The following is a 14,580-nucleotide window of genomic DNA, read 5'->3' as shown; positions in this document are numbered from 1 at the left end:
CTGACAATATAAACAGGTCCGGGTGGCCGCCACAAGGGTCGGGACGGTCCGGTGCGTGTGTCACGATGGAGTCGTGTCCGCAGCCAGCCCCGTCGAGGTCGAGCCGGAGATCATCCCCGAGGAGGGGGTGGCGCTGGCGAGTCCCTGGGTCACCCTCGTGTGGGACGACCCGGTCAACCTGATGAGCTACGTGACCTACGTGTTCACCACCTACTTCGGCTACAGCAAGAAGCAGGCGGAGAGGCTGATGCTCGAGGTCCACAACGACGGACGCAGCGTGGTCTCGACCGGCACCCGCGAGGAGATGGAGCGCGACGTGCAGGCCATGCACGAGTACGGCCTGTGGGCGACCATGGAGCGCTCCGAGTGAGCGGGTTCGCCCGGCACCGGCGCAGCCGCAAGGTGATCGCCACGTTCTCCGGCTTCGAGGCCGACCTGCTGCGCTCGCTCGCGGGCCAGCTCGTCGAGCTGCTGCGTAACGAGGCCGCCGTGCCCCGCGACGACGCCGACCCGCTCGAGGCCCTCTTCGACTTCACAGGCCCGACCGAGATCCCCGACGACCCGGTGCTCGCGCGCCTGTTCCCGACGGCGTACGCCGACGACGCCGAGGCCGCCGCGGAGTTCCGGCGGTTCACCGAGGGCGGCCTGCGGGACAAGAAGTCCGACGCGGCCTGCCGGATCATCGAGGACCTCGAGGAGGCCGGGCTGCCCGACGAGCTGCAGGGCGACGGCCTGATGATCGACGTCGAGCTGCCCGAGGACGTCGCCGTCGTGTGGATGCGGTCGTTCACGGACATCCGCCTCGCCCTCGCCACGCGGCTCGGCATCGAGTCCGGCGACGAGGCCCGGTGGATGGCGCTGCCCGACGACGACCCGCGCGCCCAGGCGCACGACATCTACGAGTGGGTCGGCTACCTCCAGGAGACCCTGGTCGGTGCCCTGAACCGGTGACGCCACCGGTGACGCCTCAGGTGACCCTGAGGGCCGACGCCCCGCGGGTCCGCTCGACGTCGCTTCCCCAGCGTGCTCGAATGGGCGGCATGGATGCGCGCAGGTCGACCTGGCTCGGTGTCGTCGCTCTGAGCCTCACGGTGCTCGTGGGTTGCGGGGGCGAGGACGCCGACCCGGGCTCCGGCGACGGCTCCGGCGGCGCGGCCGAGAGCGGCGACGCCTCGGGCTCCGAGGGCCCGGACGACGGGGGCTCCGAGGGCTCCGACGGGTCCGGTGACGGGTCCGACGAGGGGGCCGCGGGTGGCTCCGACGGCGGCACCGGTCCCGACGAGGGTGTCGAGGGTGAGGCGTCGACGGGCGAGCCCCTGCCCGAGCTCGAGGGCGAGGAGTGCGACGCCGAGGTCGAGATCACCGGTGCGCTCGAGGCCTCCTGGTCCGGCGACGCCGTGACGGCGTCGGGGGGCGCCTCCGGTGCCCCCGCGCTCTACCAGGCCGTCTCGGAGGACGGCGTCTCCGTCACGGTCAACGCCGGCGGACCGGGCTTCGACGCCGCGGTCCTGGTCGCCGACGCCGGCGGGATGACCTACGGCTCGACGCCGGGCGCGGACGGTGTGGACGCCTCGGCGGACGGCACCGGGGCGACGGTGGACACCGAGCTGCTCGCCCCCGAGCTGCCCGGCGAGGCCGCTCGCGTCGTCGCGACCTTCAGCTGCTGAGCCGTGCCCGTCCCCGACTTCGTCCTGGCTCTGCGCGCCAAGATCGGCACCGACGAGCTCTGGCTCCCCGGCACGACCGCCGTGATCACCCGTCCGACCGGCACGGCCTCGGGCCGCGAGGTGCTGCTGGTGCAGCGCGTCGACGACCTGCGCTGGACCCCCGTGACCGGCATCGTCGACCCCGGCGAGGAGCCCGCGGTGGCGGCGCGGCGCGAGGCCCTCGAGGAGACCGGCGTCGAGATCCGCGTCGAGCGCCTGGCCCTGGTGCGCACCACGCCGCTGGTGGAGTACCCCAACGGCGACCGGACCCGCTACCTCGACCACACCTTCGCCTGCACCTGGGTCTCCGGGGAGGCCCACGTCGCCGACGACGAGTCGGCCGACGTCCGGTGGTACGACGTCGACGACCTCCCGGAGCTGACCGAGGAGATGCGCACCCGCATCGAGGCGGGGCTCTCCGACGAGACCACGGCCCGCTTCACGAGCTGAGCGCGGCGCGGCGTCGGTCGCCGCGGCCCTTGACGTCGCTCCGAGATTCACTAGGGTCGTGATCCAGTCGATCGTCGGTGGCGGCGGTCGCTCCGGACGGGGGAGCGTGCCATGGTCGAGACCGCGCCGCAGGTGTCCGGGACCCCGCCGCGGAGGCGCTCGGCCGGGGTCGTCCTCGTCGCGAGCGGCCTCGCGCTCTTCGTCGTCGAGCTCGTCGCGGTCCTGACGGTGCGGGCGCCGTACGACCTCGCGCTCCAGGCGGTCAGCGACCTCGGCGCCAGCAGGTGCGGTCCGCTGGACACCTACGACCCGCCGGTGGAGGTCTGCTCCCCGGCTGCCGCGTTCCTCAACGGGACCTGGGTCCTCACCGGCGTGCTCGTCGCGGTCGCGGCATGGGTGCTGCGTCCCCGGGCCACGGGGACCGCGGGGACGCTCAGCGTCCTCCTGCTGGCCGTCGCCGCCCTAGCGCAGGCCGGCGTCGGGCTGCTGCCGGTCGACGAGGCGCTCGAGCCCCACCTGCTCGTCGCCCTGGGCGGGTTCCTCGCGCAGCTGGTCGGCCTGCTGCTGCTCGGCGTCGCCCTGGGGCGGGTCGCGGACTCGAGGGGGTACGCGACCGTCGTGCTCGGGCTCGGGGTGGTCACCGCGGTGGCCGCGGGCCTCCTCGTCGTCACGACCGCGGGGCTGCTGCACCTGCCACTGGGTCTCGTCGAGCGCGCGGTGATCTACCCGTTCCAGGTGTGGATGGTCGTCCACGGTCTCCGGGCGCTGGCCCCCGCGACCCCTGCGACCCCCGCGGTTCCGGCCGGTCAGTAGCCGGCGAACACGTCCGTGCGCACCTTGCGGCAGCGTCCGCGCAGGGCGCCGCGCAGGGCGGTGACCATGGCCGGGGGCCCGGAGACGTACGCCGTGCGCGCGGCCAGGTCGGGCACCGCCTCGGCGACGGCCTCGGCGCTCACGAACGGCGCCTCGACGTGGCGCCACCCGGTCGGCAGCGGTGTCGACGGGGCGTTCGGGGCGACGAGCACCACCGGGACCCCCGCCGCGGCGAGCTCCTCGGCGTACGGCACCTCGTCGGCGTCGGGCACGCCGTAGACGAGCACGGCGTCGCGACCCGCGGCGCCGCGGCGACCCTCGGAGCGGAGCTGGGAGAGGAACGGGGTGATGCCGATGCCGCCCGCGACCAGCACGACGGGACCGTCGCCGCTCAGCACGAAGTCGCCGCCGACGCTCGTCGCGACCAGCCGGCTGCCGGTCTCGGCGACGAGCAGCTCGCGCTTGAACGAGGAGCACGGCTCGGGAACCCGCAGCGCGACGCTCACGGTGTCGGCGTCGTGCGGCGAGGCGATGCTGAAGGTGCGCCGGACGCCGCGCAGGTCGGGGCGTCGGTGCGGCAGCGCCAGCTCGAGGTACTGCCCCGGGGCGAAGCGCAGCGGTCGGCGGGGTGCGAACGTCAGCTCCCAGACCTCTCCCGCGACCCGACGGCGGTCGGTGAGCTCGAGGCGTACGCCCCCGCGCTGCCCCAGCGCGAACGCGACCACGCCCGACGTCACGAGCGCCAGCTCGGCGCTCAGGCCGTAGAACCACAGCGGCTGCGGGTCGACCAGGAAGATCGACGCGAAGTTCGGCCAGGCGAACACGATCGCGGCCAGCGCGGCGACGCCCAGGCGCTGGAGGCGGCGCGGCGGCAGGGTCAGCGGCTCGGTCAGCATGAAGAACGCCAGGAACAGCATCGGGGAGGACTGGAAGGCGTAGGTCGCCGAGTCGCCCGCGGGCTGACCGGAGTTGGTGCGACCGAGCACCACCATCGTCGCGGCCAGGACGACGAACACCAGCACGAGGTCGAGGCGGCGCACCCGCCACACGACCACGAGGCCGGCGACGACCAGCGGCCAGAGCAGGGCACTGTTCGCGACCCACCACGCGTTGAAGATGCCGCCGGTGGCGGGCTCGAGGAAGTGCTGGAGCGTCGCCACGAGGACGATCCCGGCGGCGGCGGGGTTGACCAGGTGCCGTCCGCGGACGGCGACGAGGTACTTGGACGCGTTCGCCGCCACCGCCGTGCCGACGATCCACCACAGCTGGGCGGCGTCGCCCGGCGGGAGCAGTACGAACCACAGCAGCAGGGCCGTGATCACCGCCGACTCCGTGTGCGGGCGGGCGCGGAAGACCAGCCCCAGCAGCGCGTTCGAGACGACCGAGGCGACCAGCAGCGCGACCAGCGACAGGGCAGCGTCGGGGGCCTCGGCGCCCGGCAGCCCGATGTCCCCGGTGAACAGCAGGACGAGGGCGTACGCGCCGAGCGCGGCGAGCGCGAGGGTCACGACGCGGTACATCGGCAGGCGCCCGAGCGCCGCGTCGAGGCGGCCGGTGAACGAGCTGAGCGTGGTCATGCGAAGACCTCTCCGGGGAAGTCGGGGGAGACGAGGAGGCGGTGGCCGGACCCGGTGGGGCCGCGATCGAGCCGGACGTAGGAGGCGCCGAGGTCGCCGGCGAGGGCGGCGGCGTCGTCCGGGTCGAGGAGGAAGAGGGCGGTGGCGAGGCCGTCGGCGACGAGCGCGGAGCCCGCGACGACCCAGGTGGCGAGCACGCCGTCGACCGGCGCGCCGGTGCGGGCGTCGAGCACGTGGTGGACGCCGTCGCCCCAGGTGCGCCGGTTGGTGGCCGACCCGCACAGGGCGGTGGCTGCGCCGACCCCGCTCAGGGTCGCGACGCCGACCGCGTACCCGGGGCGCTCGGGGTGCTCGAGCGCGACCCGCAGCCCGGCCGCGCCCGCGCTGCCCGTGCCGCCCGTGGCGCCGGGTGCCGCGCGGTGGACGAGGTCGCCGCTGGCGTCGACCGTGACGGCGCCCGAGGCGCCCTCCTCCCGTTGCGTCCGCACCACCACGTCGGCCACGAGGTCCGCCAGGTAGCCCTTGCCGGCGGCCCCGACGTCGAGCACGAACGGCTCGGTCGTCACGAGGTGGGGCGGCTCCCAGCGCACCGCGGCCCAGTCCGCCGCCGGGCGGTGACCGGGCCGCGGACGCAGGGAGTACGCCGCGTCGTAGCCGAGGTGCTCGAGGCCGTCACCCACCGCGGGGCTCATCGCCCCGCCGGTCGCGGCGTGCAGGCGGTCGTAGAGGTCCAGCAGGGGGCCGGCGTCGTCGGGCATCCGGTGCCGGCCCGCCCCCGCGCGCACCGCGTCCACGACGGAGCCGGCGCGGAACCGCGACCAGTCCCGGTCGAACGCGTCCACCCGCAGGGCGACGGCGCGCACGACGGTGGACGTCAGCGGGACCTCGGTGCTGATCCGCCACCGCGTGCCGATCGCCTCGAAGGTCCAGCCGCCGTCCTCCACGACGTCGCTCAGGCCTGCGCCTCGGCGATGATGTCCTCGATCGCCGCGTTGAAGCCGCCGCTGGTCAGCGAGGAGCCCGAGACGACCGAGACGTCGAGACCGTCGATCGGCTGGCCGACGACCTCGTCCGCGATGCCGTCGGCGAACTGGCCCTGGTAGCGCTCCGAGGTCGGGTCGGTCGCGCCCGGCGTCACCTCGATCTCCTCGATCGTGCCGTCCTCGGCGATGGTCGCCTCCACGGTGACGGACTGCTCGCCGCCCGGGCTCGTGTAGCCGCCCTCGGCGTCGTAGGTGCCGGCGGTGAAGGTGCCGGAGCCCTCGCTGGTGCCGGAGCCGCCGTCGCCGCCCGAGCCGGCGTCCTGCGAGCTGTCGTCGGCCGACGAGCCGGTGTCGGCGTCGTCGCTCTGGCCGACGCCGCAGGCGGTCGTGAGGGCGAGGGTCGACGCGGTCGCCACGACGGCGAACCAGCGGCGGGCGGGGGAGAGGCTGGCCATGAGAGCTCCTGTGTCCGAGAAGAGGGTCGGTCGGTTGTAGTCGCCAACGAACAGTTGTAGGTGCAACCATCGACGATGTAACCGGATCGTCCCGGCCGGCACCAGGGTGGCGACCAGCCTGACAGCAAGTTCACAGGCTCGCGACACGCGACGCCCAGCCTCGGGCCGCGGCGTCTTGGGCGCGGGGCGCCCGCGTGCGTACGGTGGCGGAGCGATCCCGCCGGCCACGGCGCGACGCCCGACCGCAACGGGAGCGGCGCCATGAGTCTCCAGGAACGCCCGGCCCCGGCCGGCACGCCCCACACCCCGCGGACGCTGGACGTCTCGGTGCCCTTCGCGGACGCCTCCGCGAACGTCGCGCGGCGCGAGCTGATCGAGTTCCTCGAGCCGTTCGACGTGCCGCGCCGCGCGGTCGAGGACGCCTCCACGGTGCTCTACGAGCTCGTCCGCAACGGCGTGGACCACGGCCGACCCTGCGCCGACCACGACCTCGAGGTCACCTGGACGGTGGACACCGAGACGCTGACGCTGCGCGTGACCGACTGCGGCACAGCCGACGGCACGTGCCCGCCGGCCTGCCGGCACGGCGCGGACCACCGCCACGGCGTCGACGGCTCCGACGGGACGGGTGACGCCGGATGCCGCCTCGAGCGCTGGCGCCTGAAGCTGCTCGAGCCGCCGCAGCTGGACTCGATGCGCGGCCGCGGGCTGCACCTGGTGGACGCCCTGAGCGCCTCGTGGGACGTCACCACCACACAGCGCGGCACGACCGTCGAGGCGGTCGTCGAGCTCGCCGGCTGAGCCGCGATACGACAGACCCCCCTCCTTCGACCTAGGTTAGGACGCATGTTCGACACCAGCAGCGACGACCTCGCGTTCGAGCTGGACCTGCCTGCCGGCACGCTGCGCGTGGCGGGCGGGCTCTTCACCGACCTCGACGCCCGACGTCTGGAGCGCGAGATCAACCAGGCCACGACCCTGGTGGAGGGTGGCACCCTGGTCGTCGACCTGGCCGGGGTGACGTTCCTGCCCAGCACCGCGCTGCAGTCGCTCGTCGCCGCCCGGCGCACCGCCAAGGTCAAGGGCGTCGCCGTCGCGCTCGCCGCGACGCCCGGCACGCTGCCGCACCGGGTGCTGACGGCCGTCGGGTTCCCGCTGCAGCAGTCCGCGGTCGAGCCCGGCTCCCGCGAGTCGCAGGAGCCGCCGCCGTCGGCGTCCTGACAGCGGGTCCTCGCGATCCCGGTCCGGTCTAGCGGACGGCGTCGCGGAACACGCGGTGGAAGACCTCCGCGTTCGACTCGTCGCCGCCCAGGCCGAGCCGTCGGCCGGTCCGCAGGTAGTCGGTGAAGCCGGGAAGGCCGGCCGCGGTGTCGCCGTCGACCTCGCGGAAGCCCATGCTCCACCCCTCGAACGCGCGCACCTCGACCTCCTCGCGCAGGACGATGAAGACGCCGCGGTGGCGGGGGTCCACGCTGATCCGCCCGAACGTCTGCCGCACGGCGGGCGCCGGCCCCTCCAGGGTCTGCACGAAGTTGCCGTCCCAGTAGAGCAGCGCGCCGGTCAGCCCGGCCGCCTCGTTCGCCGCGCGCGAGCGGCGCAGCAGGGACTCCAGGTCGGCCGGGTCCCAGGGGCGGGCCGACGAGCTGAGGTAGGTCAACGAGAGCAACGGGTCCGCCTGGTGGGAGGGAGTGTCTGCGCCCGATCGTGACACGCGCCGCAGAATGCCCGGTCCTCCCGTTCTCCGACGCACAATGTCCGAGTTGGGTTGGTGTCGTCGGCTCGGAGGCGACGAGGAGGGGCGTCCTGGCGTGGGGCCGGGTCGTCCCGTTCACGAGCGACGGGTGGGGACGACGTGCAGGTCGGGGAGTGGGAGACGGAGGTCCTGGAGGTGCGCTCCATGGCCAGGGTGACGGCGCGACGCGCGGGCGAGGCGCCGGTGGCGCACGACGTGCAGCTGGTGCCCGGGAGGGGTACGCGGTGGCTCGCCGTCGGGCGGGCGACGCGCGACCTGGCTCCGGCGGGCGCCGAGGTGTCGTCGGCGTTCATCGTGGCCGAGGAGGAGGACCGGCCGACGGTGCGGCTGCGGTGGCGCGACTCGGTGGGAGGCGTGCTGCGCACGGCCGAGGTGCGCCTGGCGGCCGCCTGAGGCGCTCGTCCGGATGGTGGTGGCGGTGACCGGGGTCCGGACACCGCCCGTACGCTGGTGCGCGTGCTGAGGATCGACCGCGCCACGCGCGACGCCATCGTCGCCCACGCGAAGCGGGACCACCCCGACGAGGCGTGCGGCATCGTCGCGGGACCCGAGGGGTCCGACCGTCCCGAGCGTCTCGTCGAGATGGTGAACGCGGCGGGCAGTCCGACCTTCTACGAGTTCGACTCCCTCGACCTGCTGCGCCTCTACCGCGACATGGACGACCGCGACGAGGTGCCGGTGGTGGTCTACCACTCGCACACGGCGACGGAGGCGTACCCGTCGCGCACCGACGTCGGCCTGGCCAGCGAGCCGGACGCGCACTACGTGCTCGTCAGCACGCGCGAGCACGGGAACAACGACGGCCCGGTGGAGTTCAGGTCCTACAGAATCGTCGACGGCGTCGTGACCGAGGAAGAGGTCGACGTGGTCGAGCAGTTGCCAGCGCCGGGAGCCCCGGCACCGAGTGGAAGTGAGTCCTGATGGCGATCGAGGTCCGGATCCCGACGATCCTGCGCACCTACACGGGCGGCGCGAAGGCCGTCGAGGCGGAGGGTGGCGACCTGGCCACGCTCATCGACGACCTGGACGCCCGCCACCCCGGCATCAAGGGTCGTCTGGTCGAGGGCGAGGAGGGCGAGGTCGAGCTGCGCCGCTTCGTCAACGTCTACATCAACGACGAGGACGTCCGCTTCATCGGCGGGCTCGAGGCCACGCTCTCCGACGGCGACCAGATCGTCGTGCTGCCGGCGGTCGCCGGCGGTTGCTGACGCCTCAGCCCAGGATCCCCAGCTCGTAGCCCGTCGCCACGGCCGCCGCGCGGTCGGTGACGCCGAGCTTGTCGTAGACGTGGGCGAGGTGGGTCTTGACGGTCGCCTCGGAGACGAACAGCTCCTTGGCGATCGCCTTGTTGCCGTTGCCGCGCGCCACGAGCGCGAGCACCTCGCGCTCCCGCGCGCTGAGCTGCGCGGTGCGCTGCGGTGAGCGGACGTGCGATATCAGGCGGATGGCGGGCGTCGGTAGGGTGCCGGTCATGACGGCCCCCGAGCTCGCAGCGGAGCAGACGACCACGGACCCCGCGGGGAGCACCGAGGCGCCCGCCCGGCGCACGATCGTCCTCGTCGACGGCGAGAACATCGACGCCACGCTGGGCAACTCCCTGCTGGGTCGCCGCCCCACGCCGGAGGAGCGGCCCCGCTGGGAGCGGGTGACCAGCTACGCCGAGAAGCTGTGGGACCAGCCGGTCACCGGGCTGTTCTTCCTCAACGCCAGCCACGGCACCCTGCCCAGCGCGTTCGTCTCCGCGCTGTTGGCGCTCGGCTACCGCCCCGTGCCGCTGTCCGGGCGCAGCGACCAGAAGGTCGTCGACATCGGTATCCAGCGGACGCTGCAGGCGCTGCTGGCCCGCGGCGAGGCCGACGTGCTGCTGGTCAGCCACGACGGCGACTTCGTCGACGACCTGCGCCCGCTGGTCGACGACGGCAGCCGCCGCGTCGGGCTGCTGGCGCTGCGCGAGTACGCGAGCAGCGGCTTCGCGAACCTGGGCGTCGAGCTGCACGACCTCGAGGACGACGTGCACGCCTTCAACGTGCCGCTGCCGCGCGTGCGGATCATCCCGCTCGAGGAGTTCGACCCCGAGTTCTTCCTGCGCTGAGCGCGCGGCGGGCGTCCAGCCCGCCCGGCGCCGTCCGGGCGGGTCCGCCCGGGTGGGAGGATGGGGGTCATGCGCTTCGACGACCTCGTCGCCTCCGTCGGCAACACGCCCCTGGTGGGCCTGCCGCGGCTCTCGCCGAGCCCGGACGTCCGCCTGTGGGCCAAGCTCGAGGACCGCAACCCGACCGGCTCCATCAAGGACCGACCGGCCCTGCGGATGATCGAGCAGGCCGAGCGCGACGGGCTGCTGCGCCCCGGCTGCACGATCCTCGAGCCGACCTCCGGCAACACCGGCATCTCGCTGGCGATGGCGGCGAAGCTCAAGGGCTACCGGCTGGTCTGCGTGATGCCGGAGAACACCTCCGAGGAGCGGCGCCAGCTGCTGCGGATGTGGGGGGCCGAGATCTACTCCAGTCCTGCCGCGGGCGGTTCCAACGAGGCGGTACGCGTCGCCAAGGGGATGGCCGAGGAGCACCCCGACTGGGTGATGCTCTACCAGTACGGCAACGCCGCGAACGCGCTCGCGCACCAGGAGGGCACCGGTCCGGAGATCCTGGCCGACCTACCCGAGATCACCCACTTCGTCGCGGGCCTGGGCACCACCGGCACGCTCATGGGCGTCTCCCGGTTCTTCCGCGAGGCCAAGCCCGACGTGCGGATCGTGGCCGCCGAGCCGCGCTACGGCGAGCTCGTCTACGGCCTGCGCAACCTCGACGAGGGCTTCGTGCCGGAGCTCTACGACGCCGACCTGATCGACGCCCGCTTCTCCGTCGGCCCCCGCGACGCCGTGCGCCGGGTGCGCGAGCTGCTCGAGCTCGAGGGCATCTTCGCGGGTGTCTCGACCGGCGCCATCCTGCACGCCGCGCTCGGCCAGGCCGCGAAGGCCGTCAAGGCGGGCGAGAGCGCCGACATCGCCTTCGTGGTCTGCGACGGCGGCTGGAAGTACCTCTCGACCGGGGCCTACGAGGGCACGATCGACCAGGCCGAGGGCCGGCTCGAGGGCCAGCTGTGGGCCTGACGTGGTGCGCGTCGCCCTCGCGTCACGTCGCGTTACGTGGATGTTCCCTCTAGATTGACGCCGTGGTGGACGACGACGTCGCCGACGCTCCCGTCGGCATCTTCGACTCGGGCTTCGGCGGTCTGACGGTCGCGCGGTCGGTGATCGACCAGCTGCCCCACGAGTCGATCGTCTACCTGGGCGACACCGCCCGCCAGCCCTACGGGCCAAAGCCGATCGGCGAGGTCCGCGAGTACGCCCTGGAGTGCCTCGACCACCTGGTCGCCCGAGGCGTGAAGGCCCTCGTCATCGCCTGCAACTCGGCGAGCGCGGCGATGCTGCGCGACGCGCGCGAGCGCTACGACGTCCCGGTCGTGGAGGTCATCTACCCGGCGGCGCGTCGCGCGGTGGCGGCGACGCGCACCGGCCGGATCGGCGTGATCTGCACCCGGGCCACCGCGACCTCGATGGCGTACGACGACGCCTTCGCCGCCGCGCCCCAGGTGCAGCTGCACACCCAGGCGTGTCCGCGCTTCGTCGACTTCGTCGAGCAGGGCGTCACCTCGGGCCCCGAGCTGCTGGAGGCCGCCCATGCGTACCTCGACCCGCTGATCGCGGCGCAGGTCGACACCCTCGTGCTCGGCTGCACGCACTACCCGCTGCTCACCGGCGTCATCTCGTACGTGATGGGCGACGGCGTGACGCTGGTCAGCAGCGCCGAGGAGAGCGCGAAGGCCGTCTACCAGATGCTCGCCACGTCGGGCCTGATGCGCGGCGGCGGCGAGCCGACCTACGACTTCGTGACCACGGGGGAGCCCGGCGAGTTCGAGCGGATCGGGCGCCGGTTCCTCGGCCCCGAGCTCGCGTTCGCGCGGCAGTTCGCGGGAGGGCGGGCATGAGCGTCGACGGATTCCGGCTCACGGTCGTCGGGTGCGCCGGGTCGTACCCCGGCCCGGCCTCCCCGGCCAGCTGCTACCTCCTCGAGGCCGACGGACCGGACGGCGAGGGGGGTACGCGCACGTGGCGGATCCTGCTGGACCTCGGCAACGGGGCGCTGGGCGCGCTGCACAACCACGCGGACCCGCTGGAGATCGACGCCGTGCTGGTGAGCCACCTGCACGCCGACCACTGCCTGGACCTGTGCGGCTACTACGTGCTGCGCAAGTACCACCCGACCGGCGCCCAGCCGCGGATCCCCGTGTGGGGCCCCGACGGGGCCGCCGACCGGCTCGCGCGCGCCTACGACCTGCCGCTGGACCCCGGGATGACCGAGGAGTTCGACTTCCGGGAGTACCCGGCGTCCGCCGACGAGGCCGTCGAGGTCGGCCCGTTCCGGATCGAGGCCCACGAGGCGTACCACCCCGTGACCGCGTTCGCGCTGCGGGTCAGCGCGGCCGGCCGCACGCTGGCGTACTCCGGCGACACCGCCCCCTGCCGCGGCCTCGAGCACGCGGCCAGCGGCGCGCACCTGCTGCTCGCCGAGGCGGCCTTCCGCAGCGTCGACGAGAACCCGCCCGGCGTGCACCTGACCGGCGCGGACGCCGGCGCCACCGCGCGCCGAGCCGGGGTGGAGCAGCTCGTGCTCACCCACGTGCCGGCGTGGTTCGACCCGCTGGACGCGTACGACGAGGCCGTCACCGAGTTCGACGGCCCGACCTGGGTCGCCAGCGCCGGCGCGGTCTACTCCGTCTGAGGCGAACTGGCCCACGTCGACGCGCGCCGTCCGCCCCGGCTGCGGTCGACTGGCCGACGGCTCGCCGAGAAAACGCGGACCGGCTCGGAGGAAACGCGGACCGAAGCGGCTCCGGAGCGCGCCCGCGTCCGCGTTTTCTCGTCGTGCGTCCGCGTTTTCTCGACCGTGGTGGGTGCGGCGGAGCCGGGGCCCTCAGACCAGGCCGGCGTCGTGCACGCAGATCGCGATCTGCACGCGGTTCGTGGCGCCGAGCTTGTCGAAGAGCCGCGACACGTGTGCCTTGACGGTCGGGACCGAGAGGTAGAGCTCGGCGGCGATGTCGGCGTTGGAGAGTCCCTTGCCGACCGCGACGGCGACCTCCCGCTCCCGCTCGGTCAGGGTGGCGAGGCGCGCCTCGGCCTCGGAGGTGCGCGGGTCGGAGCCCGCCCGGACGCGGCGGATCAAGGTCTGGGTGACCGAGGGCGACAGCATCGGCTCGCCGCCCGCCACCTTGCGGATCGCCTCGACGATCTCGCCGGGCGGGGTGTCCTTCAGCAGGAAGCCGTCGGCGCCCGCCGCGAGCGCGGAGACCACGTAGTCGTCGGCGTCGAAGGTGGTCAGCACGATCACCCGCGGGGGCTCGGGCCGGGCGTGGATCGCGGTGGTCGCCTCGAGGCCGTCGACCTCGGGCATCCGGATGTCCATGAGGATGACGTCGGGCCGCAGGGACGCCGCCATCGTCATGCCCTCCCGCCCGTTGGCGGCCTCGCCGACGACCTCGAGGTCCTCCTGACCGCCGAGCATGAGGGCCAGGGCGGAGCGGACGAGAGCGTCGTCGTCGACGACGAGGATGCGGATCACGGCGCCCACGGTAGCCACACCTCGACGGAGAAGACGTCGCCCTCCCGGCCGTAGACGAGCCGACCTCCGGCGAGGTCGACCCGCTCGGTCAGCCCGACCAGGCCCAGCCCGGCGCCCGGCGCTCCGGGGGCCCCGAAGCCGAACGGGTTGCGCATCCGCACCGCGACCCCGTCGTCGACCTCCTCGAGGCACACGCTGAGCAGGGCGCCGGGGGCGTGCTTGTGGGCGTTCGTGATGCCCTCCTGGACGATCCGGTAGAGGGTGCGGCCGACCGCCGCGGGCGGCTCCTCGTCGAGACGGTCCTCGAACGAGACCCGCGCCCCGGCGGCGGTGGCCTCGGCGACCAGCTGCGGCAGGTCCGCGTACGTCGGCTGCGGGCGGTGCGTGATCTCCCCGCTCACGGGGTCGCGCAGCACGCCGAGGACGCCGCGCAGGTCGGTGAGCGCCTCGTTGGCCCGCACCTGCACCTCGCCGATGCCCGCGCGCAGGGCGTCGGCGTCGAGGTCGGTGCGGAACGACAGCGCACCGGCGTGCATGGCCACCTGGCTGATCCGGTGCGCCAGCACGTCGTGCATCTCGCGGGCGATCCGGGCGCGCTCGTCGGCGCGGGCCTTGCCGGAGCGCAGGTCGCGCTCGGACTCCGCGCGCTCGGCGCGCTGGCGCAGCGTCCACAGCAGCTCGCGCCGCGAGCCGATGTACATGCCCCAGGCGACCATCGCCATCGCGGCCACGACGTTCCCGGTGAACCCGATCCAGACCGGGTCGGGGGTCGTGATCGGGGCGACGCGGGAGTACGTCTCCGCGCTCACGACGCTGAGCAGCGCACCGACGGCGATCTCCCAGGGCACCCGGCGGGTGGCCAGGGACACCAGCGCCAGCACCGCGGGGCCGGCGGCGGCCGAGGAGACCACGGCGACGGTGGTCACGATCGCCAGCACCAGGACGGGCCGGCGGCGGCGGTGGTGGATCAGCACGTAGGCCAGCACCCCGATCACGACGTCGATCGGGATCCACCACGGGTGGGAGGCGGCGAGCCGCTGGTAGGGCTCGACCATGACGATGCCGCTGATGGCCAGCATGAACAGGACCCGCCAGACGACGCCCCACCGGCTCAGGGTCGGTTGGTACTGCACGGCGTCGGTCACCGGCCCAGACTAGGGCGACGCACGACGCGGACGCCGCCGCCCGCGGTCGCTCGAGGCACCTACTTTCGTCGCCCACG

Annotated in this window: 21 protein-coding genes; 14 read left to right on the top strand and 7 right to left on the bottom strand. The window is 73.9% G+C overall.

What is annotated here, in order from left to right; translation table 11 throughout:
- Positions 1-73 precede the first annotated feature (73 nt).
- From clpS to RDV89_RS02755, 5 genes are all read left to right on the top strand, one after another.
- Positions 74-370 (top strand): ATP-dependent Clp protease adapter ClpS, encoded by a 297-nt coding sequence (gene clpS / locus RDV89_RS02775; RefSeq protein ID WP_315731106.1) that lies wholly within the window; start codon positions 74-76, stop codon positions 368-370.
- Positions 367-951 carry a DUF2017 domain-containing protein gene (locus RDV89_RS02770; RefSeq protein WP_315731104.1) on the top strand — a complete coding sequence of 195 codons (585 nt, stop codon included), beginning with the start codon at positions 367-369 and terminating at the stop codon, positions 949-951. The genes clpS and RDV89_RS02770 overlap by 4 nt, the downstream gene beginning before the upstream one ends.
- Positions 952-1,040: 89 nt before the next feature.
- Positions 1,041-1,667 (top strand): hypothetical protein, encoded by a 627-nt coding sequence (locus RDV89_RS02765; RefSeq protein ID WP_315731102.1) that lies wholly within the window; start codon positions 1,041-1,043, stop codon positions 1,665-1,667.
- 3 nt (positions 1,668-1,670) lie between these two features.
- Positions 1,671-2,156 carry an NUDIX hydrolase gene (locus RDV89_RS02760; protein ID WP_315731100.1) on the top strand — a complete coding sequence of 162 codons (486 nt, stop codon included), beginning with the start codon at positions 1,671-1,673 and terminating at the stop codon, positions 2,154-2,156.
- A 111-nt stretch (positions 2,157-2,267) separates the two neighbouring features.
- Positions 2,268-2,969: a DUF998 domain-containing protein gene (locus tag RDV89_RS02755; RefSeq protein WP_315731098.1), complete on the top strand. Its 702-nt coding sequence runs from the start codon at positions 2,268-2,270 to the stop codon at positions 2,967-2,969.
- On the opposite strand, the gene RDV89_RS02750 is transcribed toward RDV89_RS02755, so the two are convergent.
- From RDV89_RS02750 to RDV89_RS02740, 3 genes are read right to left on the bottom strand one after another with little or no spacing between them, the layout of a single operon-like run.
- Entirely contained in the window at positions 2,963-4,546 is a 1,584-nt protein-coding gene (locus RDV89_RS02750) for an FAD-dependent oxidoreductase (RefSeq protein WP_315731096.1), read from the bottom strand. The two genes, RDV89_RS02755 and RDV89_RS02750, sit on opposite strands and share 7 nt — an antisense overlap.
- Positions 4,543-5,490, bottom strand: coding sequence for an FAD:protein FMN transferase (locus RDV89_RS02745; protein ID WP_315731094.1), 948 nt, complete (start codon positions 5,488-5,490; stop codon positions 4,543-4,545). The genes RDV89_RS02750 and RDV89_RS02745 overlap by 4 nt, the downstream gene beginning before the upstream one ends.
- A gap of 8 nt (positions 5,491-5,498) precedes the next feature.
- Positions 5,499-5,984, bottom strand: coding sequence for an FMN-binding protein (locus RDV89_RS02740; protein ID WP_315731092.1), 486 nt, complete (start codon positions 5,982-5,984; stop codon positions 5,499-5,501).
- Positions 5,985-6,245: 261 nt separating this feature from the next.
- On the opposite strand from RDV89_RS02740, the gene RDV89_RS02735 reads away from it, so the two are divergent.
- Together RDV89_RS02735 and RDV89_RS02730 are read left to right on the top strand one after the other, a co-directional pair.
- Complete coding sequence (locus RDV89_RS02735; protein WP_315731090.1) at positions 6,246-6,785, top strand: ATP-binding protein; 540 nt, start codon at positions 6,246-6,248, stop codon at positions 6,783-6,785.
- 45 nt (positions 6,786-6,830) lie between these two features.
- A complete protein-coding gene (locus RDV89_RS02730) occupies positions 6,831-7,205 on the top strand; it encodes an STAS domain-containing protein (RefSeq protein ID WP_315731088.1) in 375 nt (124 codons plus the stop codon).
- 28 nt (positions 7,206-7,233) lie between these two features.
- On the opposite strand, the gene RDV89_RS02725 is transcribed toward RDV89_RS02730, so the two are convergent.
- Entirely contained in the window at positions 7,234-7,650 is a 417-nt protein-coding gene (locus RDV89_RS02725) for a BLUF domain-containing protein (protein WP_315731086.1), read from the bottom strand.
- Between the two features lie 231 nt (positions 7,651-7,881).
- Here RDV89_RS02725 and RDV89_RS02720 point away from each other — a divergent pair, with 231 nt between their 5' ends.
- From RDV89_RS02720 to RDV89_RS02710, 3 genes are all read left to right on the top strand, one after another.
- Positions 7,882-8,130 (top strand): hypothetical protein, encoded by a 249-nt coding sequence (locus RDV89_RS02720; protein WP_315731084.1) that lies wholly within the window; start codon positions 7,882-7,884, stop codon positions 8,128-8,130.
- Between the two features lie 63 nt (positions 8,131-8,193).
- Entirely contained in the window at positions 8,194-8,658 is a 465-nt protein-coding gene (locus tag RDV89_RS02715) for a M67 family metallopeptidase (RefSeq protein ID WP_315731082.1), read from the top strand.
- Positions 8,658-8,945: a MoaD/ThiS family protein gene (locus RDV89_RS02710; RefSeq protein ID WP_315731080.1), complete on the top strand. Its 288-nt coding sequence runs from the start codon at positions 8,658-8,660 to the stop codon at positions 8,943-8,945. The genes RDV89_RS02715 and RDV89_RS02710 overlap by 1 nt, the downstream gene beginning before the upstream one ends.
- A 4-nt stretch (positions 8,946-8,949) precedes the next feature.
- Here the strand turns inward: RDV89_RS02710 and RDV89_RS02705 are convergent, their stop codons facing one another.
- Positions 8,950-9,210, bottom strand: a complete 261-nt coding sequence (locus RDV89_RS02705; RefSeq protein ID WP_315731078.1) for a response regulator transcription factor — start codon at positions 9,208-9,210, stop codon at positions 8,950-8,952.
- Between RDV89_RS02705 and RDV89_RS02700 the strand changes: the two genes are divergently transcribed.
- From RDV89_RS02700 to RDV89_RS02685, 4 genes are all read left to right on the top strand, one after another.
- Positions 9,209-9,829 (top strand): NYN domain-containing protein, encoded by a 621-nt coding sequence (locus RDV89_RS02700; RefSeq protein ID WP_315731076.1) that lies wholly within the window; start codon positions 9,209-9,211, stop codon positions 9,827-9,829. The two genes, RDV89_RS02705 and RDV89_RS02700, sit on opposite strands and share 2 nt — an antisense overlap.
- A 69-nt stretch (positions 9,830-9,898) precedes the next feature.
- The gene (locus RDV89_RS02695; RefSeq protein WP_315731074.1) at positions 9,899-10,846 is read left to right on the top strand and encodes a PLP-dependent cysteine synthase family protein; all 948 of its coding nucleotides are present in this window, start codon (positions 9,899-9,901) and stop codon (positions 10,844-10,846) included.
- Between the two features lie 62 nt (positions 10,847-10,908).
- Positions 10,909-11,724: a glutamate racemase gene (gene murI, locus RDV89_RS02690; protein ID WP_315731073.1), complete on the top strand. Its 816-nt coding sequence runs from the start codon at positions 10,909-10,911 to the stop codon at positions 11,722-11,724.
- Complete coding sequence (locus RDV89_RS02685) at positions 11,721-12,518, top strand: MBL fold metallo-hydrolase (RefSeq protein WP_315731071.1); 798 nt, start codon at positions 11,721-11,723, stop codon at positions 12,516-12,518. The genes murI and RDV89_RS02685 overlap by 4 nt, the downstream gene beginning before the upstream one ends.
- 192 nt (positions 12,519-12,710) lie before the next feature.
- On the opposite strand, the gene RDV89_RS02680 is transcribed toward RDV89_RS02685, so the two are convergent.
- The gene (locus tag RDV89_RS02680) at positions 12,711-13,358 is read right to left on the bottom strand and encodes a response regulator (protein WP_315731069.1); all 648 of its coding nucleotides are present in this window, start codon (positions 13,356-13,358) and stop codon (positions 12,711-12,713) included.
- On the bottom strand, positions 13,355-14,503 hold the full coding sequence (locus tag RDV89_RS02675) for a sensor histidine kinase (RefSeq protein WP_315731067.1): 1,149 nt from the start codon (positions 14,501-14,503) through the stop codon (positions 13,355-13,357). Before RDV89_RS02675 ends, RDV89_RS02680 begins: the two co-directional genes overlap by 4 nt.
- Positions 14,504-14,580: the final 77 nt, after the last annotated feature.

Origin of the sequence: Nocardioides imazamoxiresistens (genome assembly GCF_032378595.1) — a bacterium.
GTDB lineage: Bacteria > Actinomycetota > Actinomycetes > Propionibacteriales > Nocardioidaceae > Nocardioides > Nocardioides imazamoxiresistens.
This window is presented reverse-complemented; position numbering and strand designations above follow the sequence as displayed.